At 60.6% G+C, this 24,863-nt stretch carries 19 protein-coding genes; 10 read left to right on the plus strand and 9 right to left on the minus strand.

Features of this window, described 5'->3' with window-relative positions:
- Nucleotides 1-118 precede the first annotated feature (118 nt).
- Nucleotides 119-1,021 (plus strand): NAD(P)-dependent oxidoreductase, encoded by a 903-nt coding sequence (locus tag J2W46_RS10010; protein WP_310353282.1) that lies wholly within the window; start codon nucleotides 119-121, stop codon nucleotides 1,019-1,021.
- 129 nt (nucleotides 1,022-1,150) lie between these two features.
- On the opposite strand, the gene J2W46_RS10015 is transcribed toward J2W46_RS10010, so the two are convergent.
- Nucleotides 1,151-2,839: a hypothetical protein gene (locus J2W46_RS10015; protein ID WP_310353285.1), complete on the minus strand. Its 1,689-nt coding sequence runs from the start codon at nucleotides 2,837-2,839 to the stop codon at nucleotides 1,151-1,153.
- A gap of 466 nt (nucleotides 2,840-3,305) precedes the next feature.
- Between J2W46_RS10015 and J2W46_RS10020 the strand changes: the two genes are divergently transcribed.
- Both J2W46_RS10020 and ppk2 read left to right on the plus strand, forming a co-directional pair.
- Nucleotides 3,306-5,783 (plus strand): two-partner secretion domain-containing protein, encoded by a 2,478-nt coding sequence (locus tag J2W46_RS10020; RefSeq protein WP_310353288.1) that lies wholly within the window; start codon nucleotides 3,306-3,308, stop codon nucleotides 5,781-5,783.
- A 416-nt stretch (nucleotides 5,784-6,199) separates the two neighbouring features.
- Nucleotides 6,200-7,015, plus strand: coding sequence for a polyphosphate kinase 2 (ppk2, locus tag J2W46_RS10025; RefSeq protein ID WP_131319093.1), 816 nt, complete (start codon nucleotides 6,200-6,202; stop codon nucleotides 7,013-7,015).
- 121 nt (nucleotides 7,016-7,136) lie between these two features.
- Here ppk2 and J2W46_RS10030 read toward each other — a convergent pair whose 3' ends face one another.
- Both J2W46_RS10030 and J2W46_RS10035 read right to left on the minus strand, forming a co-directional pair.
- The gene (locus tag J2W46_RS10030; RefSeq protein WP_310353293.1) at nucleotides 7,137-7,697 is read right to left on the minus strand and encodes an RT0821/Lpp0805 family surface protein; all 561 of its coding nucleotides are present in this window, start codon (nucleotides 7,695-7,697) and stop codon (nucleotides 7,137-7,139) included.
- Nucleotides 7,698-7,821: 124 nt separating this feature from the next.
- Nucleotides 7,822-9,615, minus strand: coding sequence for a SulP family inorganic anion transporter (locus tag J2W46_RS10035; protein WP_310353296.1), 1,794 nt, complete (start codon nucleotides 9,613-9,615; stop codon nucleotides 7,822-7,824).
- Between the two features lie 398 nt (nucleotides 9,616-10,013).
- Between J2W46_RS10035 and J2W46_RS10040 the strand changes: the two genes are divergently transcribed.
- The 3 genes from J2W46_RS10040 to J2W46_RS10050 all read left to right on the plus strand — a co-directional run bounded on the left by J2W46_RS10040 (nucleotide 10,014) and on the right by J2W46_RS10050 (nucleotide 12,748).
- Complete coding sequence (locus J2W46_RS10040) at nucleotides 10,014-10,463, plus strand: glycine zipper family protein (RefSeq protein WP_088175361.1); 450 nt, start codon at nucleotides 10,014-10,016, stop codon at nucleotides 10,461-10,463.
- A gap of 99 nt (nucleotides 10,464-10,562) precedes the next feature.
- The gene (locus tag J2W46_RS10045) at nucleotides 10,563-11,153 is read left to right on the plus strand and encodes a hypothetical protein (protein WP_020068457.1); all 591 of its coding nucleotides are present in this window, start codon (nucleotides 10,563-10,565) and stop codon (nucleotides 11,151-11,153) included.
- 203 nt (nucleotides 11,154-11,356) lie between these two features.
- Nucleotides 11,357-12,748, plus strand: coding sequence for a sensor histidine kinase (locus tag J2W46_RS10050; protein WP_310353298.1), 1,392 nt, complete (start codon nucleotides 11,357-11,359; stop codon nucleotides 12,746-12,748).
- Nucleotides 12,749-12,872: 124 nt separating this feature from the next.
- Here the strand turns inward: J2W46_RS10050 and J2W46_RS10055 are convergent, their stop codons facing one another.
- The 4 genes from J2W46_RS10055 to J2W46_RS10070 all read right to left on the minus strand — a co-directional run bounded on the left by J2W46_RS10055 (nucleotide 12,873) and on the right by J2W46_RS10070 (nucleotide 16,209).
- Nucleotides 12,873-13,145, minus strand: coding sequence for a DUF3072 domain-containing protein (locus tag J2W46_RS10055; RefSeq protein ID WP_084690132.1), 273 nt, complete (start codon nucleotides 13,143-13,145; stop codon nucleotides 12,873-12,875).
- Between the two features lie 190 nt (nucleotides 13,146-13,335).
- On the minus strand, nucleotides 13,336-14,199 hold the full coding sequence (locus J2W46_RS10060) for an anti-sigma factor family protein (RefSeq protein ID WP_310353302.1): 864 nt from the start codon (nucleotides 14,197-14,199) through the stop codon (nucleotides 13,336-13,338).
- 142 nt (nucleotides 14,200-14,341) lie between these two features.
- Nucleotides 14,342-15,421 (minus strand): catalase family peroxidase, encoded by a 1,080-nt coding sequence (locus J2W46_RS10065; RefSeq protein WP_310353305.1) that lies wholly within the window; start codon nucleotides 15,419-15,421, stop codon nucleotides 14,342-14,344.
- A 272-nt stretch (nucleotides 15,422-15,693) separates the two neighbouring features.
- Nucleotides 15,694-16,209 (minus strand): DUF3455 domain-containing protein, encoded by a 516-nt coding sequence (locus tag J2W46_RS10070; RefSeq protein WP_087754359.1) that lies wholly within the window; start codon nucleotides 16,207-16,209, stop codon nucleotides 15,694-15,696.
- Nucleotides 16,210-16,782: 573 nt separating this feature from the next.
- Between J2W46_RS10070 and J2W46_RS10075 the strand changes: the two genes are divergently transcribed.
- On the plus strand, nucleotides 16,783-18,246 hold the full coding sequence (locus J2W46_RS10075; RefSeq protein ID WP_020068451.1) for a catalase: 1,464 nt from the start codon (nucleotides 16,783-16,785) through the stop codon (nucleotides 18,244-18,246).
- A 91-nt stretch (nucleotides 18,247-18,337) separates the two neighbouring features.
- On the opposite strand, the gene J2W46_RS10080 is transcribed toward J2W46_RS10075, so the two are convergent.
- Nucleotides 18,338-18,712 carry a response regulator transcription factor gene (locus J2W46_RS10080; RefSeq protein ID WP_020068450.1) on the minus strand — a complete coding sequence of 125 codons (375 nt, stop codon included), beginning with the start codon at nucleotides 18,710-18,712 and terminating at the stop codon, nucleotides 18,338-18,340.
- 22 nt (nucleotides 18,713-18,734) lie between these two features.
- On the minus strand, nucleotides 18,735-20,240 hold the full coding sequence (locus J2W46_RS10085; protein ID WP_131319103.1) for an ATP-binding protein: 1,506 nt from the start codon (nucleotides 20,238-20,240) through the stop codon (nucleotides 18,735-18,737).
- 491 nt (nucleotides 20,241-20,731) lie between these two features.
- Here J2W46_RS10085 and J2W46_RS10090 point away from each other — a divergent pair, with 491 nt between their 5' ends.
- The 3 genes from J2W46_RS10090 (at nucleotide 20,732) to J2W46_RS10100 (ending at nucleotide 24,852) form a co-directional block, all read left to right on the plus strand.
- Nucleotides 20,732-21,031 (plus strand): hypothetical protein, encoded by a 300-nt coding sequence (locus tag J2W46_RS10090; RefSeq protein ID WP_310353311.1) that lies wholly within the window; start codon nucleotides 20,732-20,734, stop codon nucleotides 21,029-21,031.
- An 85-nt stretch (nucleotides 21,032-21,116) separates the two neighbouring features.
- Nucleotides 21,117-23,468, plus strand: a complete 2,352-nt coding sequence (locus J2W46_RS10095; protein ID WP_310353314.1) for an FdhF/YdeP family oxidoreductase — start codon at nucleotides 21,117-21,119, stop codon at nucleotides 23,466-23,468.
- Nucleotides 23,455-24,852 (plus strand): cytochrome ubiquinol oxidase subunit I, encoded by a 1,398-nt coding sequence (locus tag J2W46_RS10100; RefSeq protein ID WP_310353316.1) that lies wholly within the window; start codon nucleotides 23,455-23,457, stop codon nucleotides 24,850-24,852. The genes J2W46_RS10095 and J2W46_RS10100 overlap by 14 nt, the downstream gene beginning before the upstream one ends.
- The last annotated feature ends 11 nt before the right edge of the window (nucleotides 24,853-24,863 follow it).

Here is a 24,863-nt window from a genome sequence, read left to right on the forward strand (position 1 = left end):
TTCACTTCGCACAGGCTGTTTTCCGCAGTCGACGATGACAGCCTGCCTGTGCTGCTCATGTCATTGCTGATCGGCTTCGCGCTCGTGAAATTCGCGAGGCTTTTTCCGGAGTTCCTGTATGCCTCAGTCATTCCAACAGTTCACCGGCCACATCGCGATTATCGGCTTCGGCGAAGTCGGCCCCATCTTTGCGCGCGCATTCACCGAAGCGGGCCATACGGTTTGCGCGTTCGACGTCAAGCTGCAAGACGCGGCCGCGCGCGGCGCAATCATCGAGCGCGGTGAGAAAAGCGGCGCCCAAATCACTGACGATCTTGCGTCCGCACTGCGCGATGCGCAGCTCGTGTTCTCCGCAGTCACCGCGAGCCAGGCCGAAGCCGTCGCCAGCGCCGCCGCCGCGCATCTCAACGCGGGCCAGGTGTTCATCGACCTCAATTCAGTGTCGCCCGCGGTCAAGCAGCGCAATAGCGTGGCGATTCAGCAAAGCGGCGCCGATTACGTGGAAGCCGCGGTCATGGCGCCCGTGCCGCCGCAAGGCATCCGGGTGCCGATGCTGCTCGGCGGACGCGTCGCCACGCAAACGGCCGAGCTTCTCAACGGACTCGGCATGCGCTCCGAAGCGGTGGCTGAGGAAGTCGGGGTCGCGTCGGCAATCAAACTGTGCCGCAGCATCATGATCAAGGGCATGGAAGCGCTGTGCGTTCAGTCGATGCTCGCCGCGCATCAATTCGACGTGGACGGACGCGTGCTGGCTTCGCTCGCGGCCACTTTTCCGGGTGTGGGCTGGGACAACGGCTACGAAGCGTATCTGATCGGACGAGTGGTCGAGCACGGTCAGCGGCGCTCGGAGGAAATGCGTGAAGCCGCGCTCATGCTGGACGGTCTCGGCATGTCGAGCGCGCTCGCAACCGCCGTGGCTGATGTGGAGGAGCAACTCGCCGCGCGCGCCGCGCCGCTCGTCGAGGCAATCGACAAGAAAGGCAGCCTGCCGGAATGGCGGACACTGCTGAAGCCTGCGTAAGCAGTCGCGGCTGACCTGAAGCTGTCCGCTCGTTGCCCTGCCCTCGCCGCTCTTTTTCTTTTAGTGTCGCGGCGCCGGACCGGGCTTTAATCGCTGTCGACAGAACGAGCCACTCGTCCAGCCCGAGGCTTAGTTGTCTGGATGGCTCGCAACAAAGCTGACAAACGCGTTGTACGGCAGATTGAGTGTCACGCCATCTATCATCAGGCCATATGTCGCGTTGCCGCTATCTAGCACGTAGTACATCACCGACTGGACGTTCTTCGTTTTTCTCGCCTGATAGTAGGTCGCATAGCGCGAGCTGATGTAATCCGCGCGATAGGCCTGAGTCTTCTCCGGTCCGGTGTTCCACTCCGTGAGCAGAAACGGCGCACCGTACCGCGCTTTACAGTACGCGGGCAGATCGAAGCCGGGGCCGGAGCCGTCGGAGCCGATATCGAAGATGTCGCCGTACACCTCGTAGTTGTGCCACGTCGTGAGGTCCCAGCGTACCGTCGGATAACCGCTTGTGCCGTCCGGCTGCGTGCCGTCCCACAACGCGTCGGCCGCGCCGACGTCGGCGACGCAGAAGTTGATTCCACACTTCGCCGTGGCCTGCGCCGATTTCACGCCGTCTATCATGCCGCGCATGACACCGCGCATGATCGGCCAGTTGCCGTTGTTGAAGTCGACGGCCTTCGTCCCCGCATTGGTCGAGTCGAGAATGATCGCGGGATCTCGGGTCAACTCGTTGCCGCACTCGTACATGACCACGCCATACGGCGCGAGCGCGGCAGCGACCGTCGCGCCGCACGAATGTCCCCGGGCGTACGCCACTGACTCGCTTGCAAAGAGCACGTTGCTCCAGTCCCGCACACCGATGTCGATCAGCACGAACAGCGTCAACCCTGCTGCCTGAAAAGCCTGCGCGAGACTGACCACCGCGCCGAGCTGCGTCGGGTCGTCCGTGGCGCCGACGCGATAGGTCGAACATCCCATGTTCGTCATGATCGACACGACTTGCGCGGGCGTGTAGCGATAATCGTAATGCCCGTTAATGCCATGGAACGTGCCGCTAGTAGCCGCCACGGAAATGCGCGGATCGGTACAAGGCAGCCATTGCTCAATGTCGTTGCACACGTAGAACTGGCCGCCCGTTGCCCTGTACCACAGCTTGCCGCCGTACCACAGCAACAGCGAGACATTGGTTGTCACGCCGACCGGTGCGTTGTTGCGCAGCACGACACCATTTGCGACGCTCCAGACCGCGCCCACTTTGTCGATGATGTACGACGCGCCGGGGATCGTCGTACCGTCGGCCGAGGTGCCGCCGAGGCGCGGATCGTTGCATGCGAACCAGTTGGAGCCGTTCCAGCCGTAGAACTGGCCGCCGGTTCCCTCGTGATAGATGCCGCCGCCGTACCAGAGCAGCAAAGACACGTTGTACGTATTGCCGGCGCGTACGCTATTCCGGAAGACCGATCCGCCGACGAGCGTCCAGACCGCCGCCTGGTTGTCGGTGATCGACACGGCGGGTGGGACCAACGTGCCGTCCGCCGATGCAGGCGTGCCGTGGTTCGACGCGCCGCCGTTGCTGTTCGACCCCGACGACCCGCCCTTCGAGCCCGTCGACGTCGCGTTGGTCTGCGTGCTCGGGCTCCCTGTTGTCGCCGGCGCTCCGTTGCTGCCTGTGCCGCTCGAACCGGGCGTCGCGCTGCTGGTCACGCCGGCATTGGCTGTGCCCCCGGCACTTCCGCCCGAGCCACCGCCGCAGGCGCTCAACATATAACTGCTGCCGACAGCCGTCAGCAAGCCGAGAAACTCACGTCGTTTAACCATGGCAAGGCAATCCAGCGCCGAGGCGCGCCCAAAAAAATCCGCGATCAGGGGATGTGGGATGCGTGTCCGGGAGGAGCGCCGATTTCCTTCGACATCTTTATCTATGGCGTTCGCGCCAATAAGGGAACGCCACGAGAAATGGGGCTCGGTAATTTCTTCCCGTCGCCTGCTTCAGGCGATGCAACTCATGTCTGGATGTCGGCAATAAATAGCCGCTTGCGTAGGGTGCGTATGCAAAAAAACGTTTGAGCGTGAGAGGCATGCCAAAGCGGCAGGCATTTGCCACCTGCCGACACATCCGCCAAAAGCGGCATCGTCAGGCGCAAATTGATGTGATTATTACGGCGTGTCAGCCAAGCGCGCTGCTAAGCTGATTTCAGCCAGTTATGTCAGACGATGCGTCGTTAGCCAGCTGCAACTGTTTACCGCCGCAGACGAATATCGGACTGATACCGAGGAGGCATCCATGTCGTTTCGGTTACCACTATCACCGGTTGAAAATTCGGCTTGCCGAGTCGTTGGCACATCGCATCGCTCGATCGCGATCGCCATCGCACTCGCACTTGCGGGAGTCTCTTCGGCTACCGTCGCCCTCGCGGGCGGCGTATTACCGCAAGGTGGTCAATTCGTCAGCGGGCAAGGCTCCATTAACGCAAGCGGCAGTAACCTGGTCGTGACGCAGCCCGGCTCGACGCGCGGCGTGATCGACTGGCGCAGCTTTTCAATCGGCAAGGACAATGCCGTCACGTTCCAGAACGGCTCGGGCGCAACGCTCAATCGCGTGACGGGCGGCTCGCTCTCCGGAATCCTCGGAAAGCTCAGCGCGACAGGCGACCTCTATCTGATCAATCCGCAAGGAATCGTCGTTGGGCCGTCCGGCGTCGTGAGCACGGGTGGACGCTTTCTCGCATCGACGCTGGATGTCTGCAACTGCGCGTTCATGAACGGCGGCTCGCTGACGTTCTCCGGCGACTCGAATGCGAGCGTCGTCAATCTGGGCAAAATCAGTTCGATTGGCGGCGACGTATTTCTGATCGCCCGGCAAGCTGTCGTCAACGCAGGCACCGTCGAAGCACCGAACGGGACAGCGGAATTCGGTGTAGGCGCAAAACTGTTGCTGCAGGATTCGTCGAGCAGCAAGCAGCTTTTCGTGCAAACCGGCAGCAACGGCACGATTGCGAACGTGGGGCCTTTGCAGGCCGCGCAGATCAACCTGCAAGCCGCGGATGGCAACATCTACGCGCTCGCGGGCGGCGGCACACGCACACGCGCAACCGGCACCGCAACGCGCGACGGCCACGTCTGGCTGGTCGCCGATACGGGCGGGGTCACGCAGGGCGGCACTATCTCCGCAATCAATGCGAATGGCAGCGGCGGCATTGTCGATACACAGGCACGTGTGCTTTCGTTCGTCCCCGGCGCGCAAGTGCTCGCGTCGCAATGGAACGTAACGGCTCCCGCTTTTACGATCGACCAGCCGGCCGCCGGAGCACTTCGGCGCAGCCTCGACGCGGGGACATCGGTGAACGTAACGACGACGGGCGCGAACGGCGCATCCGGCGATCTGAGCGTCACTTCAGGCATCGGTTGGCAAGGCCCTGCCGCCCTATCGCTCGCGGCCTACCACGACGTGTCGATTGCTCCCGGCGTCACCCTCAAGAACTCGGGCTCCGGCAATCTGACGTTGCGCGCGGACGCGTCGGGCATCGACAACAGCGGCAGCGTCGTCAATCACGGCACGCTCGACTGGTCCGCGAGTACCGGCATCGTCAGCGCGCTGTACGACATGAACGGCAGTTACAGCCCCGGCACAGTACTTACCAACAGCGCGTGGACGGCCGCGCCATACAGCGGTCTATTGACCCAGGCGACAGCCTATAAACTGATCAATTCGCTGAGCGACCTGCAGCAGATCTCGACGGATCTCGCCGGCAGCTATGCGCTTGGCAAAGACATCGACGCAAGCGCGACCTCGGGCTTCCCGCCTCCGTTCCCGTTTACACCAATCGGCGACGGCGCAACGCCGTTCTCCGGTCAGTTCGACGGCATGGGGCATGCAATCAATGGACTCTCACTGTCGAGCACGGTGCTCGTCACACCCGGCTCCATGACCGGCGGTCCCGATCAGCGCGCAGTTGGCCTGTTCGGTGTGATCGGCGCGGCGGGCGTCGTGCGTCATGTGGACGTGAATGGGAAGATCAATAATCAGCAAGGCTACGGTTCGTACGGCATGCTGGCCGGGTTCAACTACGGACTCGTCACTTACGTACGCACTAGCGGATCCGCTTCCGCGTTTGGAGGCTACAGCTACACCTCCAGCACCGGCGGGCTGGTCGGGTACAACTATGGCACGATCACGCGCTCGGGCAGCAACGTGGATGTCTCCGCCGAAGGCACGCTCGGCGGACTGGTCGGAATCAACGCGGGGACGATCCGGCAGTCGTATGCAACGGGAGCAGTGGCCGCGCAGGCGCACACGGGAGGCGGCGGAGGACTGGTCGGCAGCAACTCGGGACTCATCTCGCAGTCATACGCGACCGGACAGGTGTCATTCCAGCCGAACTATTGCGGCGGCGGAAACGGCTCGCAGTGTTCGGACGGCAGTGCCGCGCTGGTTCAAAGAAACGACGGCACGATCGAGCAGTCGTTCGCAACCGGCAAAGTCGTACAGAACATTAATCCGACGCTCGGCCCGCCTCCGCTCGGCGTTGCAAGCACCAACAACGGCACCATTGCGGGCGACGTTTACTGGGACATTCAAACCACGCTGGCAACGCGCGATGTTTATAGCGGGACGGGCACCTCGGCAGCGAAGGGGTTGACCACGGCACAGATGAGCATGCCGTCGAGCTTCGGTCCCACCTACGACTTCAGCTCCACCGGCGCGTGGGCGATGCCTGCGGGCGCGACGCATCCGGTGTTGCGATGGCAGGTTGCGCAGTAGTTGCCCAGTAGTTGCCCAGTAGTTGCCCAGTAGTTGCCCAGTAGTTGCCCAGTAGTTGCCCAGTAGTTGCCCAGTAGTTGCCCAGTAGTTGCCCAGTAGATAGCGTCTGTCATTTTCGCGGACCACGATTCGCAAACGCATTCAGCGCAATGACAAATACGCCCACTAGTGCAAACGCTATTCTGGTTTCGGATCGCCTCATCGCGCTTCCGGTTCGTTAGCTTCACGAACGATCTGGCGTGCCCACTGTTCGCGGCGCGTCTTGCTCTACCCTCGCACCCGTCGGGACGTCCCGAGGATAGAACAGGACGACCAGCCGCGCTATTGGACCAAAGGCTCATTGTTTGCCGCGGTGCCGCCGCATACTCTAGTGAATCATCAACCGAGGCTGTGGCGGCGCGCGCGGAGAGATTGCAATGACGAAGCACCAAAGCAAACAGGACGACCCGGTTAAGCGTGAGACGTTATCCAACAAGGAATATCTGCGCGAACTCACGCCAATGCAGGTCGAACTGGTGAAGCTGCAGGAATGGGTCGTACAAACGGGGCAAAAGATCTGCATCGTTTTTGAGGGGCGCGACGGCGCCGGCAAGGGCGGCACGATCAAGGCAATCACCGAAAGAGTGAGTCCGCGTGTATTCCGTGTGGTCGCATTGCCCGCACCCACGGACCGCGAAAAAAGCCAGATGTACGTGCAACGCTACCTGCCTCATCTGCCTGCAGCCGGAGAAATAGTGATCTTCGATCGCAGCTGGTACAACCGTGCAGGCGTTGAGCGGGTAATGGGTTTTTGCACCGAAAACGAAGCCGTGAGCTTCCTCAAGGCGGTGCCGCTAGTGGAACGTGCAATCGTTCATTCGGGGATTATTCTGCTTAAATACTGGCTCGAAGTCAGTGAAGAAGAACAGACTCGCCGTCTGCAAGCTCGCATCACAGACGGGCGTAAAGTCTGGAAACTCTCCGGAATGGATTTGAAGTCTTATAGCCGGTGGTACGACTATTCGCGTGCGCGCGACGCAATGTTCGAAGCGTCCGACACCGATTTCGCCCCATGGTTTGTCGCGGTATCCAACGACAAGCGGCGTGCGCGACTCAATATCATTAGCGATCTGCTACAAAAGATTCCCTATAAGACGATCGCGCGCGAAAAGGTCACCCTCCCGGCCCGGCAAAAGCCGAACGGATACAAGGAGCCCGACTATCCATTCAAATACGTGGCCGAACGATTCTGACCGCGCCGATTGCGTTGCTCGTCTTGCGCAGCAAAGCGCGGTGCTGTCACTGAAATTGAACGACCCGCCGGACGCGGCGCGCAGATCCTGCGTATCGTCACGCCCGGGTGCGTTCGATCCGCTATTTCCTGAGTATTTTCCACGGTCCGCTGCCAGTCTTGCAGACAGTCGGTGTCCAACTTTGTGTCTGGCCTTTCGCATTTGCCACGAGCGTCGTGGTGCGGCACGTCCGGTCCCCTTTCGTCGACGTGTCGTGTGGCGTGATGGTTCCATTGATCACAACCGGGTTACCGGTTCCTGCGTTACTCCACGGAACAACCTCGCCGTCTTTCTTTTCCAGCGCCTTTTGCGCGGCGTCGTTGAGTGCCTTGCGATCAGCATCTCTCATGAAGCTGATCGGCGTGTTTTTCAGGAAGTTCAAATTCGAAGCGACACTGCCCGCGCTCACGGCAAGCAGCACAACTCCAGTCAGGCAACGTACGAACAGGTGAGCAAGCGAACGCGGCGGTCGCATCTGGGCAAGTGCGGGGCGCCCGGTTATTGAAGGAGACGGCTCGAAACGCACCGGTTGAAAGAAACAGGCGACCGCAGCCGGAACCGGAGCTGCGGCGATCGCACGAACTCGCGAGTCACCGCTCATCTGTCTGTTCATCTCGTTCTCCTCGTTACCGCCAAACTGCATTGAGTGGGTATCATGTACTGACCTGCTAAGGCGGCACGATCGCGGCACACCAAAATATGCAGCGCCAATAGCCTGCGTCGCTCGAGTGCTTTTTGGCGCCTTTCCCGTTACGAACCTTGCCGCTTCAGTCCGGTTTACTCACGACCGTCTTCACCGCTTGTTCCGTGTCGCGGTGGGGATCTTTCGAGTCTGCCGCACGGCCGGATTCGAATTCGTCTACAACGTCTGCCACCGAATACCGGCGTCCAATCGGACCAACACGTGCCTCCAGGTTCTCGGCGCGGAGTATGTCGCGCGCCTCAGCGTGCGCGCCGACTATCCGCAGGTCTATCCCTTCAGCCTGTAGTGCGCCATGCAGCGCGGCCAGCATGCGCGCTCCTGAAAGATCGACCACGGGCGACGTCGACAGATCGCATATCACGAGCTTGATCGGCTCGCTGACTTCGTGGACTTTTGCCCATACGGTCTGACGCACGTGCTCGATATTGAAGTACAGCAGCGACGCCGCAACCCGAAACACAAGCACGTGTGCAATAGATTCGTTGTCGGCATGACGCTGGATATCCGAAAAGCGCCGGGTTCCGCGAATTCGGCCAAGAAACGCAACATGCGGGCGTGCGGCCCGCCTGATAATCAGCAGCATCGATACGAGAACGGCGACGATCACGCCCTTTAGAATGCCGAGCATCAGAACCGCCGCAAATGCGACAAACGAGACGGCGAACTCATAGCGACTCACGCGCCAGAGATGACGAATCTCTTTCACGTCGACCAGTCCCTTGACCGCGACCATCACAATTGCCGCGAGAACCACGGTCGGCAAGTTCCTGAGCAGTTCGGTCAGAAACATCAGACACAAGGCGATCGTCAACGATGCAAATACGAGCGCCAGCGGTGTTCGTGCACCGGCCTTGTCGTTCACTGAAGACTGGGACAGTCCACCGGCAACCGGATAGCCCTGGAACAGCCCGGCGGCCAGATTCGCCGCACCGAGGCCCAGCAATTCCTGACGGGCGTCGATCTCATAACCATGGGCTTGCGCGAGCGCGCGCGCAGCAGAGACGCTCTCGACGTAAGACAGCAGCAGACAGGCAAATGCGAGCGAAACGATGCCGTCGACGTCTCGCACGCGCAGCGTCGGCAGATGGAATTCGGGTAGCCCTCGCGGCAAGGCACCTACAACAGAAAAGCCGTGCGACGCCAATGAAGTAACGGAAACAATAATGGTCGACACGATAACGACCGCGAGGGCGACCGGCCTGCCCGGCAGGTATTTTTCGCCCAACACTAGAACGGCGATGCAGACGAGACCGAAAATCAGCACCGTCAGCGAAGTAGTAGGGATCTGCCCACCGAGAACAATGAGACGTTCGAAAAATGACTCACCCCCTCCTTTCGTGCCCAAAAGTTTCGGAAGCTGGGTCAACGCGATGGTTAGCGCAGCGCCCGCCTTGAAGCCCACAAGTATTGTTTCGCTAATGAAGTTGACAAGCGAACTCAGACGCAGCAACCACGCAATGCAGCACATGCCTGCAATCAATAAGGCAGTCAGCGCGGCAATCGACGCCCAGCGAGCGGGATCGCCATCCGCCATACCTGCAATGGTGAGACCGACCAGCATCGAAATAGCCGACGTCGGGCCGATGGCGAGTTGCCGCGACGACCCGAAAAGCGCGTAGCACACGCCGCCCACGAGATAGCAATAGATGCCGTATTGCGGCGGCAAGCCGGCAAGCGACGCATAAGCCAATGACACAGGAATGCCATACGCGGCTAACGTGACGCCGGCAATCGCGTCCTTCTTTAGCCACTTTGGCTGATAGGAAGCGAGCCATTGTGCAGGCGGAAAGACCGAGCGCCAACCGCTGGGCGCGGCCGCATCCGTCGCCCGGCCAGCGGCGCGCACTTTATTGGTCACAAAAGTTTTCCTCCAGTGCGAGAGCCGGCGAGCAGCACGTCCCAGGCAACTGGGACGGCTGCGTTGGCGCTACTGGCAGCGCGCATGACCGTACTCACAATCAAGCGTAAGCCGCTGATCAGAGACCTGGAATCGGACTTTGGTCCTAAGCGAATTGCGGGTTCTGCTACCTGACATTGCGGTCACGGTGGCCGCGTGCCAATGGGGCGTAAATGCAACATCACGACGAATGCATGACCAGAGGCTGATGGGAGGCCGATGTGGCGTCGAAACCTGGCCGAATAGGACCATGGTCTCATTGTGTGCGTCGGCATCTGAACGCAATCATCAGGAGACGCGCCGCTACCGGCACATAGCCCGACAGAGGAGGTGCTGTGAACACACTAAGGAAGTGCTCCGTGTACGGTTTCGCCGTTTGCATACTACTAGGCTCCGGCGCGCCGCAGGCCAAACCGATCGCCTATCCAGCCAAAGGACAAAGCGCCCAGAAGCAGCAGCAGGACGACGGTGCCTGCTATTCCTGGGCGAAGAACAACACGGGCGTCGACCCCGCTGCGGTCGCCAACGCTCCGCCGCCGCCATCGGGCCCCGCAGTGGGCGGTGGCGAGCGCGTTCAGGGTGCCGCGCGGGGCGCCGCCGGTGGCGCAGTGATCGGTGCGATTGGCGGAGATGCCGGGAAAGGCGCGGCCGTCGGCGCAGCGGCGGGCACCATGGTCGGCGGTGCCAGAGCGCGGCAGAACAGGCGTGCAGCGCAAGCTTCCGGCCAGGCGCAATCTCAAGGCGCCATGGATACATTCAACCGCGCATATGCCGCATGTATGGAAGGGCGAGGCTACACCATCAAATGAATCGCGCCTGGTGATCGCGTTGCGCACATCCCTGTGCGTGACGCCGCCGCCGCGCGATTCGCGCGGCGGCCCCCGGTCGGACACTCGAGGAGATCAGCAATGAACACCACAAAGCTCGTAATCGTCGCGCTGGCTGCGGCCTTTTCACATGGAGTACTCGCCGATACGACGCCGAAGTACGACGTGACGAGAGAGCCGGGCAAGGTTTCCGTGACTGGAACAGTCAAGACAAAATCGACCATCGTCGGCATTGAAGCCGATACCCGGACTGTCTGGCTAAAAGACTCCAAAGGGAAGATCGTGCAAGTCACAGTTGGAGAAGAAGCGAAGAACTTCGACCAGTTGAAGCTCGGCGATACGGTCGCAGCCGAGTACACGCAAGCACTCACCTTGAGCCTGAAAAAGAGCACCGGACCCGCGACAGTCAGCCAGAGTGAAACGCTCAACCGCGCACCAGAAGGCGCAAAACCCGGAGGCTCGGCCGCCCGTGCAATCACGGTGATGGCCAATGTGGTCGCCCTGAACCCGCAGACCAGAACGGTGACGCTGAAGGGTCCGCAGGGCAATTCGGTGGATATCGTGGTAGAAGATCCCGAACAGTTCAAGCGCGTCAAGAAAGGGGATCAGGTAGAAGTCGTCTACAACGAAGCCGTTGCCATATCGGTGGAGCCGCAGCAGATCAGCAAATAAGGCTGGCTGAAAGTCACGAGAACGGATGTGCGCGCTCAGCCGTGTTGCGGAGCTGCGTGCGTTGATTGATCGAGCGGACCGGACAGATCTGGATTCGGCAACGTCGAGAATTTATTTCGGATTACCGATAGAAATAAGAACCGACGCCTCTTACTGTTTTTCGTGCATCGCAAAAGCTTCTCCTAAACCCCGACAGATCGGACATGTGCGTCGACATTGTCCGCTCACGCCATGGTGCGCCCGTTAGTTACTGCGCAGCGCCGATCCCATTTGCCTTTGCATCACAGCATGATCCGCATGCCGCGTTTGCCCGCATTCATGACAACGTCAATCGGGTCCACCTGTGCAAAGTGCTAGGATGCATTGTCGGGCTTACAAACGACGGTACGCATATGGCGCATTACGCACGCAAAGCAACGTTGGCGGCATCCATCGACGAGCTTCGGCCCGCACCTGGCGAGACGGCTGCGCTCACCGACGTTTTGCGCCATTGGCGAGCCTTTGCGAGAATGACAGAGGCGTTGCAAGACAATGCCCCTCTCGCAACCATCCTCGACGAGGCGGCCAAATGCGCCGCCCTCGGCTGCAATGCGCCAATGTCAAAGGTGCTCGAAGTCGAAGGAGACGGCGACACGCTGGTCGTCAGGGGACAATACGGCATGGGCGCAGACGTGATTGGCCGATCTGCGGGGGCCGTCCAAGCGTGGAATCCAGCCGGCGAGGCACTCACCAATGCGAAGCCGGTGGTCGAGCCAGACGTTCGGCTACGTCCCCAGGATAAGGTCCCGGCCATTCTCATCGAGCACCAGGTCGTCACGTCCGTCAACCTTCCTCTTATCAATCGCAGCGGCGCCTACGGAATTCTCGAGGTGGACTTTCGCGAGCCGACGCACATCGGGGCATTGGAGATGTCGTTTCTCGCGTCGGTGGCGAGCGCACTTTCGGAGAGTATCGAGAAGTACCGGACGCGCTCCATGCTCACCGCCGATCGCGATGCCAAGGTAGACCTGTTAAGGGAGCAGCAGCACCGCATACGTAACAACTTTCAGCTCATCGTTGCAATGCTTCAACGCAATGGCGCGCTAGCCAAAGATCCGCATGTGCGCGATAGCTTCAAGCAAGTCGAGCGCCGCGTCTTCGCCATGGCTTCGCTGTACAACCATCTGCTGGGGCTAGGCGATCATGGCGAACTGGTCGATCTCGGGCGATACCTTGCGTCGATGGCCGACAGCTTCCACGACTTTTACGGCTTGCGCGAGAGCGGTATCACGCTTGAGATCAATCTCGTATCGGGCATCTCCGTGACTCTGGACACGTGCACCGCAATCGGGACGGTGGTGAACGAACTCGTTGCGAACGCGGTAGAACATGCTTTCGCCGGGACTTCAGGGCAGCTGACAATAAGTTTGACGCGAAACCCGTCGGGCGGATACACAATCTGCGTAGCCGATAATGGACGCGGCTTGCTCCCGAGCGCTCTTGAACACATCGGCCTGCGTACGAGTCGCAGGATACTGTCGAGCATCGGCGGGCAACTTCACCACCGCTCGCAACCTACTCCCGGAACTGCGTGGGATCTAACGCTTCCGGAATAGGTCCGAACTGCAGGCGCATTGGTAAATATGCAGGTCACGCGGACGGCGCTGCAGCGAACGGTCTCACTGCACTGGGCTTACTCCACGCGCGCGCCGCACCGTATGAATGGCGAAGAATGCCCGATCAGGCCTTTCCGCGGCCGGTCTTGCCCTGAAGTTCGTCAATGCGTCGAGACGCTTCTGCCTTCGTCAGCGAGCCGTCGAACGGCTCTTTTGCTTCTTCGCACAGCGTCTTCAAGTACGAGGCTTGAGCGCCCGTCATCGGTTCTTCGCCCGTGACCCAGTCGTCCGGATCTTTCTCTGCATTGGACGTGGGATGCACCTTCGGATTGTCGTCGCCAGACCCGGCGTTCAACGTCGATTCATCTTCCGTTTGTGCGATTTTCTTTTCCGTCATATTGAATTGCTCCGTCATGTTGCGCGACGCCGACGTGGCCCGCCTGCAATCGCGACCGTCGCAACGGTCTCAAGACGTGAGCAATTCGCATGCCTTTTAGAGTGGTTGCAGCATTTTTGACGACGCGGCGCCGGTCGCGCGTCATGCCACGACGGCTCCGCGAAACGCAGGCTGCGCGAACGCGGCAGCGTCAGCCGCGTGCCGGACGGTCAGCTGCGAGTGCGGAGAATATTTCGTCGACGTTGGCGTTTGCGATCTGCCGAGCGATGGTCGGCAAGTCGCCCGAGGCAGGCGTGCCGATTAACGCATACGCAAGTTCATTCTGCCGCCAGGACACAACGGTCATGCCGTCTACCTTCTTCTGCGCAATCGACTCGTCGGGCCGCGAATCCTGGATTACGCAAAGGGCGACGGGCACGCCGCGCTCCGGCAGGTACACGATCTGCACAAGCGGCTTGCCGTCATAACGCAAGCGCTCAACCGACTTGAACGCCAGTCCTGCCGGCCGCAAATCCGGAACGCGCAAGCGAATGCCGTCGACGTTGCGGATTGCGTCGATCTTGTCGACCGCCGCCGTTCGATCCGGCGCGACACTCTCAACGGTCTCGCGCGTGTACATCCGTTGATAATCCGCGGCGACGCTAACCCACGACCGCCTGTCGACGCTCGCAGTCGTCGCCGCGCCGTTGCTGAACGCGCCCGGCAGGCGCGCGTTCAATTGTTGTACGAGGCCCACGCAGAACGCTCCAGCGACGAAAGCCGCGGCAAGCCACAAAAGGCTTGGAGAGCGTCGTGCCGGCTGTCTCGCCGCGAAACCGTTTCTTTCTTGTGCGGCACTCGCCATTGCCTCGACGCGTCGCCGAAGTTCATCCGGCACCGGTGGCAGCTTCTGCCTCGCGAATGCCTCCCGATAAGGAAGCCGCGACGCACGCAGCAATTCCACGGTGCGCCTTAGATCGACCGATTCGGCCAGCGCCTGCTCGACCGATGCAGCATCGGCAGCGCTCAGTTCGCCGTCGGCATATGCGATCAGTAGGCTGTCGTCGAGCTTCATTGGACGGTACGCAAAGGGAGGAAATGAGGATTGAGCAGGCTCGGGCTCACGAAACTTACGTTTTCAAGCGGACATCTATGATAACCGCAGCAGGAAGGCCCATTGATCACGACCGTTAAGGCATAGGTACCCTCATGCAAAATCAATGCGTGCCTGCATGCGCTGCCGACTCTTCCTTCATGCGGCGGCCAAACGACTCGGCATAGGTAGCCGAGCGCGCTGCAAGCAGCGGATCCGACGACGGCGCAATGCCGTTGGGCAGGATCGTCGGGTCGAAAATGATATCGCGGCACGGGCCGTCTATCTGCGCTTGCGCTCGATCGATCACCAGAGTGCCCACGTCGATCCGCATTCGATCCGGCGACCGCGCCCATTGCCGTGTGGAGTCGTCGGTCGTGTCACCCGGCAAAGCGACGTTCAACATCAGGTGCCAGCGCAACGGACCGCTGCGCAGATGCTTCATCAGATCGTAGGCGAGGAACTCGGGATCGCGCAGACGGCCTGCATCAGCGGGACGATATAAATTTTCCGGCACCACTTCCCAACGCACGAAGCGGTGCACGCCCTCTCCATTTACAGCCTCGAACGCGCTAATGCCGTAGTACGTCGCATTGTCGTAGCCTGACGAGGGAGGATGCCGTTCGAGATACCGGCCGAACGCGCGGGCCTCCGGATGGCTATCGAGAAACGCCTGCATCTTCGCAGGGTCAGCGCGGCCCGTCCCCGGATCGCGCGCATCCGCCTCAAGCTGCTCGAACAAAGCCTGAGGCGTGCGTACGGCGAATACAGGGACTGAATTCATCGCAAGACGCCATTCTTCGCCGTGCGGTAGCAGGACGCGCAGGGCGAAACTGCGCACCTGGGCGGCGCCATCGCTCTGCCCGGGATCGCTGCCAGGTATCGATAGCCGACCGACAACTGGATACTGGCCGTGCGCGAACACGCTCGCGCGCGACAGTAGTGTCCCTGCCCCGTTGCTCACGAAATTCCCAGTCACGCAAACGCCCTTCGCGTGATTGCGCCGGAAACCGGGATGCGGCGTGGTCGTCGCCTGGAATGCATCGACGATGCGCGCCGGGCCGAGCCGCGGTGAAAACCATCCGGCGCACCAGACGAACAGCACAGCGAGCGTCGCCGGTATGGCGAGTACGGCGAACCAGCGCAATGCATACAGGACATGCCGGTGGCGGTGCCGCCACTCGTGCAAGCGATCATCGTTCATTGGCATCGGAGAGTGCCCGAAGCCGCGGCATCATGCCCGGTAATAAAACGGGCAAACCCTCGACATCTGCTGTTGACATGATTGACTGGCGAAAAGCTGAGGCCTGCCGGGCGGCGCGCGAACCGCAAACTGCGCGCTTATTGCCGGCAGACGAAAGTTCGCGGATTGTACAGCGTAGGCCAGAGGTTCGCTCACAGCCGCAATGCACCTTGTGCCGTGTTTCCGTTATCGGTACGGCACCACTAGCCTACGTTGCCGAGCCTCGCCACGCGCTACTTATAGAACACATACTCGGCTAGATAAGGCGAGCTACCAGCCTCACCCGCCGCTGAACACGGCGCGGCAGGCGCCACGCCACCCACGGTCTTGACGCGCTGCACGTACCGCACCGTGGACAGCGTGCCGCTTCCCGCCGTGCTATGCGTTTCCAGCAGGAGTTGCGGCACGCTCGCTTTCGTATCGCTCGGCAACTGTGCGATTGCATGCCCAACGATGCGGCTACCGTCGCTCGCTTGCCATGAAGGCCCCGCTGCGTGATTGACTACGGCGTGGCCACTCGTGTCGTATAGCGTCGCCAGCGGGCTTTTGAATACCCATTGCAGACGATGCTGCGCGTCGAACTCGCACGTGTACGTCTGCACTCCCGACGCAGTCAACGCCATGAGACGCTCGCCGGCTGGGGGATCGATGGAAGACGACGAACGGCTTGCAGGCGTCGACGCGCAGGCGGCCAGTGTCAGCACACCCACAAATGTCACGCCGCCCCATTGCAGAACTTTTCTGAACATGGATCTTCCTCGAACAAACGCCAGGACGCTCGCACCGCGGCAAATGCAAGGTGAATCCGGCTCACTCGCGCTGAACATTCGCAGAGCCGGATGCTCCGGTCAAATAAAGCGGAACGGTCGCTCCAACTTGCCGATCATGACCGTCCATTCATAACAGCCGACGCAGCACGACTATTCCACAGCACGCTGAAATTCCTCAAACGGACGATCCATAAACCTGTTGTCATGCAATGGAATAAAACTGTCGCCTCAGGTGTCGCGCCGAGCAATACCGCTCGTCGGTGTCTCCCGGAAAGTTGCAGCGGACCTAACGAACATGTTGAAAGCGATTCATATTGGTATCCTTCAATACCGACCGTCTTGCACATGATTCATGCCTCGCTCCAAAAACAGCACGTGTGTGCACGCTGCGCTCTCAGGCGAGCGCTAAGATTGCAGCCGTAGTACCCGCGCGGCGGACCTTTCGCGTGGGCTTGTCAAGCCGTTCGAACCGGCGGCAGCCGTTCTGCATAACGCCGCGGTACGTCATGGCCCCGCATTCAGGAGTTTTTCTTCCATCATTGGAGGTAGTAAGTGAAGAAGCTAACGACTGCTTTTGGCGCACCTGTTGTAGACAATCAGAATGTTCAAACAGCCGGGCCGCGCGGCCCCGCATTGCTTCAAGACGTGTGGTTCCTCGAAAAGCTCGCGCATTTCGACCGCGAAGTGATTCCCGAGCGGCGTATGCACGCCAAGGGGTCGGGCGCATATGGCACCTTCACTGTTACGCATGACATCACCAGATATACACGCGCGAAGATCTTCTCGCAGATCGGCAAGAAGACCGACCTGTTCGCGCGTTTTTCAACGGTTGCCGGCGAGCGCGGTGCCGCCGATGCCGAACGCGATATTCGCGGCTTTGCAGTGAAGTTCTATACCGACGAAGGCAACTGGGATCTGGTCGGCAACAATACGCCAGTTTTCTTCTTGCGCGATCCGCTCAAGTTCCCCGACCTGAATCACGCGATCAAACGTGATCCGCGTTCGGGCCTGCGCAGCGCCGAAAGCAATTGGGACTTCTGGACGCAATTGCCCGAAGCGCTGCATCAGATCACGATCGTGATGAGCGATCGCGGCATTCCCAAGTCTTTCCGACATATGCACGGCTTCGGCAGCCACACGTTCAGCTTCATTAACGCGGACAAGGAACGCTTCTGGGTCAAGTTTCATCTGTACACACAACAAGGCATCCAGAACCTGACCGACGCCGAAGCGACGGCGCTTGTGGGCGTGGATCGGGAAAGCTCGCATCGCGACCTGTACGAAGCAATAGAGCGCAATGAACACCCGAAGTGGACAATGTTCGTGCAGGTCATGCCCGAGCAGGATGCCGCAAAGACGTCATTCAACCCGTTCGATCTCACCAAGGTCTGGTCGAAAAAAGAGTATCCGCTGATCGAAGTGGGCGTGATGGAATTGAACCGCAATGCGGACAATCATTTCGCCGAAGTCGAACAGTCCGCGTTCAACCCCGCGAACGTCGTTCCGGGCATCAGCTTTTCTCCGGACAAGATGCTGCAAGGCCGCCTGTTCTCATACGGCGACGCGCAGCGCTATCGGCTCGGCGTGAATCACAGCCTGATTCCGGTCAATGCGCCGAGGTGTCCGACACACAGCTACCATCGCGATGGATCGATGCGCGTGGACAACAACATGGGCGGCACGACGCCGTACAACCCGAACACGCGCGGCGAATGGCTCGATCAGCCGGATTTCAGCGAGCCGCCGCTTTCGCTGGAAGGAGCTGCGGATCACTGGAACCATCGGGTCGACGAAGACTACTTCTCGCAGCCAGGTGCCCTTTTCCGTCTGATGTCGCCGGAGCAGAAGCAGGCGCTCTTCGACAACACTGCACGCGCGATGGCGGGCGTGTCAGACCCGATTCAAAAGCTGCACATCGAGCACTGCACGAAGGCCGATCCGGCTTACGGTCAGGGAGTCGCGGCGGCTATCGAGTCGGCAAGCAGAGCGAGTCCGACGCCTAATCGCGGGTTGTGATGTAACGTCACGCTAACTAGCAGTCGGCAAACCGGTTGATATGCGATCGCTGCGAGCCTTTACGAAAAGCTCGCAGCGATCGATGATGGAATCAAGCCTCGTCATTCTTCCGCGCAATGGCAAGCTCGATCGAATCGAGCAGCACTTCCTCAGCGAAGGGCTTTCGAAGAAATCCCACCGCACCGTCGCGCATAGCCCGTTCGACCGTCTGCCCGTCGCCATGCGCCGACATGAATACCACGGGTATTGAGCGGTGGTCCGCATTCAATCGACGTTGGACTTCCAGTCCCGGCATGCCGCGCATTCTGACATCCAGCAATACGCAAAGTGCATCGTCAATTAGCGGCGACGCGAGAAACTCCTCGCCGGAAGAGAAAGCCAACGTGCTGTAACCCACGGCTTTAAGAAGATTGCCGACGCCGCTCCGTATGGAGGCGTCATCGTCAACGATGCACACAAAACTCATAGCTGCCACCACTCCAATGCCGTTACCAGGAGGCCACGGCTTCAACCACAGTCAGACTGCGTCGTGCGACCACACCCAAACCGCGCTCGGGCACGGTTTCCGATTTCGCGAGAAACGCCGCCTTGCGCGACAACGCCTCGTTCGCCTCCTGGGATCCGTACAGCTTGCGCAGCGCGTATTCCCGGGTACTTTCGAGCAAAAAATATTCCTTCGTGTTGCTGCCGCCAGTGGTACTCACGAAGCTCTTCGACGCGAGGCCGACGATCGCTTCCGTGACCTCGTTGCACGACAGTTGACCGAAGGCGGCGACAGCGCATGCCGCTTCCAGTGAAAAACGCGCTGGAAATACACCGAGCCGTTGCAACACGAGTTTCTCGAAGTCACTCAGCAATTCATGACCCCAATCGAGCGATGCCTCCAGGGTCTGCTGACGGCGCGGAGCGGTACGGCGCCCACCGGTCAGAAACTGGAACCGGTCGTCGAGTTCGAATATCAGCCTGCCGATGCCGAACACTGCTGCGCGCGCCGCCGCCAGTTCGATAGCGAGCGGTACGCCGTCGAGCCGACGGCAGATTGTAGCGATCATCTCGAGACTGCAACGGTCGCTGATTGCGGCGGCATTGAACGCGCTCAATTGCGCAAGGAAGAGCTTCACCGAACTGCATGCGAGGATGGCGTGCAGTCCCGCCCCTACTGCGGGCGTCTCCATTGGATCGACCCAATGCGTAATTTCGCCTCTCGTTCGGAGCGGCTCGCGACTGGTCGCAAGAAGCCGCACATCGGCGCTTGCCTGCACCAGTACGTCACAAACGGTCGCTGCCGACTCAATGACATGCTCGCAGTTATCAAGCAGAACGAGCAGCTTGCGGCCCTGGACGGCCGCAGCCAGATCTTTCAGCTCAGGAGCGTCGCCATTGCCGGCTTCTATACCCAACGCTTCTGCCACCCTGCTGACGATGCTCTGCGCCCTTGCGACCGATGCCAAAGGCACGAAACACACTTCCATCCCGGCCGCATCCGCGATTGACCGCGCGACTGCGATACCCAGTTGGGTCTTGCCGATGCCGCCCGGGCCCACCAGCGTGACGATAGGCCCCGTAGTGAGCGCCCGCGCGAGTTCCGCGGTCGTGCTGTCGCGGCCAATCAAAGGCCCGTGCATCGCCGGCAAACTGTTCAGACGACCGGCCTTAACGCAAGGCGTCGGCGCAGATGCGGGCACTTCCACAGATTCGTCTGTCTCGACCGCGAGGGTCAGGCGATAACCTCTTCCGGGAATCGTGCGGATAGCCTGCCTGTCTTCGCCGAAAATCTTGCGCAAGGCGGACAGTTGCACATGGATGTTATTTTCCCCAACCACCGACTTCGACCACACGTGCTCGAAGATCTCGTCTTTCGTAACGGTTGCGCCGCGGGCCCGGATCAGCAGTTCGAGAATGCCGAACGCGCGCGCTCCCAGCGGTACCAAGTCTGCACCGAGATAGACCTCGCGCATTTCCAGCGACACTGTTATTCGACCGATTTTGATCATGCGGGATTCACGTCTGGTTGATTAGCGGGACGGCGAAGCCATAGCTTTCATAGCTTTCGCAACCTTGCCCACGAGGCCGTGACGAGGCCAGCGCCGGTTAAGTCATGGTAATGGGAGGCGTCAGCCGAAACCACTATCCATAGGGATACGGCAGTCACCGCTTCGGCAGGCTGCCGCATCCTTCCCGCTGCCCGACTGCGCGCCACGGGCTCTTTCACGTGGCTCGTCATGGTTTACGCGCGCTTACTCACACCTTCGTATGAGACCGTCATGCTTGCGGATGCTCGACGCGAGTCGTGGCCGCGCGAAACAGAAAGCCGGCGCCACGCATCGGCCCCCCACGTGCGAATAGACAATTGGCCGTGCAGGAACGAAAGCCCGCATGTGCGACGGTCGACATACTGGCCACCATCATCCGACTTGCTGCTCTGGCCACACGGCCTATTGCGGCTTCCTTTTGGGGAGAACACGACATGGCCGCGCGCAGAGCAATGCAATTTCGTCCCGGCTATCGCCTTGCAGCCGTTGCGGCGGGCCTTCTGCTTTCAGCGTGGTGTGTCACGAGTAGCCACTGCGCACCGGACTTGCGCAAAGCGCTCGAACAGACTGACCGCGACACCCGGCTGCCGCTCGAACGCATCGCGCTCGAAGCCGCCGGATCGGACACACCGCAGCGAGCGTCCGTGATGCAGGCGCACTCCCCGTTTCCAACATCGGGATCGTTGGCCGCTTCCAGCCGCCTGCCAGTCGCGTGCGACGCAGGCAAGCGGGAGACTGGCGTGCGAATCTGAAACGGACGGGCGTTTGCACAATTGCCGCGTCAGGCGGCGTGCCATGCTGCGCCCATGCCCTCTACAAAAATGGCGGGAAATGGTGATGGCAAAGAAGAAGCAGATCCGTATCTACAGCGAACCCGCCGGCGGCTGGGGTGCGCTCAAAGCAACCGGCGAGGCATTGGCATTGCAAGGCGTCGCGATATCGGGGGCGAAGACGTTGCTTCGAATGAATCAGCCCGAAGGCTTCGACTGCCCCGGCTGCGCGTGGCCCGATCCCAAGCACACATCGTCGTTCGAGTTCTGTGAAAACGGCGCGAAAGCAGTGGCGTGGGAAGCCACCGTCAATCGCTGCACACCGGCGTTCTTCGCAGCGCATAGCGTTTCGGAGTTGAGCGCCTGGGACGATTACGACCTCGAAATGGCCGGCCGCCTGACACATCCAATGGTGTACGACCGGGCGTCTGACCGTTATGTGCCGATCGAATGGAACGACGCATTCGCGCTCGTCGCGAAGCATCTGAACGGTCTCGACCATCCCGATCAGGCAGACTTCTATACGTCGGGGCGTGCATCCAACGAAGCGGCGTTTCTCTATCAGATCTTCGTGCGCGAATTCGGCACGAACAATTTCCCCGACTGCTCGAACATGTGCCACGAAGCAACGAGCGTCGGGTTGCCTCAATCGATCGGCGTCGGCAAAGGCACTGTGCTGCTCGAGGACTTCGAGCATGCGGATGCGATCTTTATCTTCGGTCAGAATCCCGGCACCAACAGCCCGCGCATGATGAGCGATCTGCACAGCGCCTCGCGGCGCGGCGCGAAAATCGTCTCGTTCGATCCGTTCCGCGAACGGGCGCTGGAGCGCTTCGCGGCGCCCCAGGATGCCGTGGAGATGGCGACGCTCGGCTCCACGCAGATCAGTTCGTTCCTCTATCAGGTCCGCGTGGGCGGCGACGTCGCGGCGCTCAAAGGCATGATGAAAGCGCTCATCGAGGCCGACGATGCGGCGCTCGCCGCGGACCGGCCCCGTGTACTCGACATTGAGTTCATCGAAGGACACACACACGGCTTTGACGACCTCGCCGCCGATCTGCGCGCCACCGGGTGGGATCTCATCGTCCAGCAAAGCGGTCTGTCGCGCGACGATATTCAGAACGCCGCCAACATCTACATGAGCGCGAAGAATGTGATCCTCGTGTATGGCATGGGGCTGACACAGCATCATCGCGGCACGGAGAATGTTCAGCAGGTCGCGAATCTCGCGCTGTTGCGCGGCAATATCGGCCGGCCCGGCGCGGGCGTGTGCCCGGTGCGCGGACATTCGAACGTGCAGGGCAATCGCACCGTCGGGATCACGGAGAAGCCGTCGGCCGCGTTGATCGACGGCGTCGAGCGAGCGTTCGGTTTCCGGCCGCCCGCAGACCACGGCCACGACGTGATCGCCACGATCGATTCGATGATCCGCGGCGACGCGAAAGTCTTCGTCGCGCTGGGTGGGAACTTCGCCGCGGCGGTGCCCGATTGGGTGCGCGTGCAGGCCGCAATGCGCAAACTCGACCTGACCGTACACATCGCGACCAAACTCAATCGCAGCCATCTCGTGCATGGCAAGGAAGCGTTGATCCTGCCGTGCCTCGGCCGCACCGAGATCGATATTCAGGCAGACGGACCGCAGTCGATTACCGTCGAAGACTCCATGTCGATGGTGCATGCTTCAGGTGGCCGGAACGAGCCAGCCTCGCCGCATCTGAAAAGCGAACCGGCGATTGTCGCGGGCATTGCGCGCGCGACTCTCGGGTCTGGCTCACACGTCGACTGGGAACACCTTGTCGCGAGCTATGACCGCATCCGCGAGAAGATCGAAATCGTCTATCCGATGTTCCAGGCATACAACGAACGCATTCGCGTGCCAGGCGGTTTTCATCTTGCATCGACTGCCCGGGAGCGGGTCTGGGCGACGCCCAACGGCCGGGCCAACTTCCTGGTTTTCAAAGGACTCGACGAAGATCCGGCACACCACGATCCCGACGCGCTATGGCTCACCACGATGCGCAGTCACGATCAGTACAACACCACGCTCTATTCGCACTCGGACCGCTATCGCGGCGTCTTCGGGCAGCGCGATGTCGTCTTCATGAACCCGCGTGAATTGCGCAAGCGCAACCTGCATCCGGGCGAACGCGTCGATGTATGGGCCTCGTCGACCGACGGAATCGAGCGCGTGATTCGAAGCTTCAAGGTCGTCGAATACTCGCTGCCCGACGGCTGCTGCGGCGCCTATTATCCGGAGGCGAACCCTCTCGTTCCACTGTACGCATTCGACCCGCAAAGCCGTACGCCATCGTACAAGTCCGTGCCGGTGACGATCTCGCGCGCCGCGGCCGTTGGCGCCGATTCTTCCCACCATGCGGCCGTTCTCGATACTGCGAGGGTTCATCATGCATCTGAGTGACGTGCTCGATCTGTCACGTGCGCAGTTCGCGATGACAGCTATCTTTCACATCCTGTGGCCGATTCTCACCATCAGCCTGTCCGCATTCCTGGTCCTGATCGAGGCACTGTGGCTGCGCACCGGCAAATTCTCCTATTACCGCCAGGCGCGCTTCTGGAGCAAGCTGCTGGTGCTCAACTTTGCGGTCGGCGTGGTCAGCGGCATTCCGATGGAGTTTCAGTTCGGCACGAACTGGGCGGGCTTTTCGCGTTATAGCGGACAGTTCTTCGGCAACATTCTCGGCTTCGAGGGCGCGATGGCCTTCATGCTCGAAGCGGGCTTCATCGGCGTGATGGTGCTCGGATGGGGACGCGTGCCGCGCGGCGTGCATCTGTTCGCTACCTCGATGGTCGCGCTCGGTTCGAGTATCTCGGCGTTCTGGATCATGGTTGCCAATTCGTGGATGCAGACACCCGCGGGCGTAACGGTCGAGAACGGCAAGATCATCGTCACCGACTATGCCGCCGCGATCTTCAATCCGGATATGGTTTGGGGCGTCACCCACATGTGGGTCGCGGCGATCGAAACCGGCATGTTCGTGATCGCGGGCATTTCCGCATGGAATCTGTTCAAGCGCCGCCATCCGGAATTCTTCGCGCAATCGTTCAAGATCGCATTGCTCGTGCTCGTATTTGCAGCGCCAATCCAGATCTGGCTAGGCGATTCGAGCGGCGGTAGCGTGTTCAAGACTCAACCGGCCAAGGGCGCGGCAATCGAAGGACATTGGATTACGAATGCGCCCGGCACCGGCGCGTCGTGGTCGCTGCTTGCGTGGCCGAACAAGGCGGCACAGCGCAATGACTGGTCGATTGAAATTCCGGGCATGTTGAGCATTCTCGGCACACATTCGCTGCACGGCCAGGTGAATGGGCTCAAGGACTTCGCGCCCGACGACCAGCCGCCGATGCTTCCGCTGCTTTACTACGCGTTCCGTGTGATGGCGGGCATCGGCTTCCTCTTCATGGTGCTCGCATTCTGGACCGCATACGTTCTGCGCAAGACGCGCGGCAATCTCGAACAGTTGCTCGCGCGACGCAAACTGCTGCTCGCATGGGTGCTATGTATCCCGCTGCCTTACGTGGCCGTCGAGGCCGGCTGGATCGTGCGCGAAGTGGGACGCCAGCCTTGGGTCGTCTATGGTCTGCTGCGCACGAAAGACGCCGTTTCCACCGTGTCGGCTTCGTCGGTAACGTTGAGCATGGTTATGTTCTTCGCCTTCTACGTGGTTCTGCTGCTGACTTTTTTCGTACTGGCGCGCAACTGGCTGCGAACCGGCCCCGATCTCAGCGTGAATCCGCAGTCCGCTGCGCCAGCAGAGCGCGACACGGCAGTCACCGAGTACTAAACCACTTCATT

This window comes from Paraburkholderia strydomiana, assembly GCF_031456815.1.
GTDB lineage: Bacteria > Pseudomonadota > Gammaproteobacteria > Burkholderiales > Burkholderiaceae > Paraburkholderia > Paraburkholderia caledonica.

Coding starts and splice junctions, on each gene's coding strand:
- J2W46_RS10010 (WP_310353282.1), top strand. CDS start 119: ATGCCTCAGTCATTCCAACAGTTCACCGGCCACATCGCGATTATCGGC.
- J2W46_RS10015 (WP_310353285.1), bottom strand. CDS start 2,839: ATGGTTAAACGACGTGAGTTTCTCGGCTTGCTGACGGCTGTCGGCAGC.
- J2W46_RS10020 (WP_310353288.1), top strand. CDS start 3,306: ATGTCGTTTCGGTTACCACTATCACCGGTTGAAAATTCGGCTTGCCGA.
- ppk2 (WP_131319093.1), top strand. CDS start 6,200: ATGACGAAGCACCAAAGCAAACAGGACGACCCGGTTAAGCGTGAGACG.
- J2W46_RS10030 (WP_310353293.1), bottom strand. CDS start 7,697: ATGCAGTTTGGCGGTAACGAGGAGAACGAGATGAACAGACAGATGAGC.
- J2W46_RS10045 (WP_020068457.1), top strand. CDS start 10,563: ATGAACACCACAAAGCTCGTAATCGTCGCGCTGGCTGCGGCCTTTTCA.
- J2W46_RS10050 (WP_310353298.1), top strand. CDS start 11,357: ATGTGCGTCGACATTGTCCGCTCACGCCATGGTGCGCCCGTTAGTTAC.
- J2W46_RS10055 (WP_084690132.1), bottom strand. CDS start 13,145: ATGACGGAAAAGAAAATCGCACAAACGGAAGATGAATCGACGTTGAAC.
- J2W46_RS10060 (WP_310353302.1), bottom strand. CDS start 14,199: ATGAAGCTCGACGACAGCCTACTGATCGCATATGCCGACGGCGAACTG.
- J2W46_RS10065 (WP_310353305.1), bottom strand. CDS start 15,421: ATGAACGATGATCGCTTGCACGAGTGGCGGCACCGCCACCGGCATGTC.
- J2W46_RS10070 (WP_087754359.1), bottom strand. CDS start 16,209: ATGTTCAGAAAAGTTCTGCAATGGGGCGGCGTGACATTTGTGGGTGTG.
- J2W46_RS10080 (WP_020068450.1), bottom strand. CDS start 18,712: ATGAGTTTTGTGTGCATCGTTGACGATGACGCCTCCATACGGAGCGGC.
- J2W46_RS10085 (WP_131319103.1), bottom strand. CDS start 20,240: ATGATCAAAATCGGTCGAATAACAGTGTCGCTGGAAATGCGCGAGGTC.
- J2W46_RS10090 (WP_310353311.1), top strand. CDS start 20,732: ATGCAATTTCGTCCCGGCTATCGCCTTGCAGCCGTTGCGGCGGGCCTT.
- J2W46_RS10095 (WP_310353314.1), top strand. CDS start 21,117: ATGGCAAAGAAGAAGCAGATCCGTATCTACAGCGAACCCGCCGGCGGC.
- J2W46_RS10100 (WP_310353316.1), top strand. CDS start 23,455: ATGCATCTGAGTGACGTGCTCGATCTGTCACGTGCGCAGTTCGCGATG.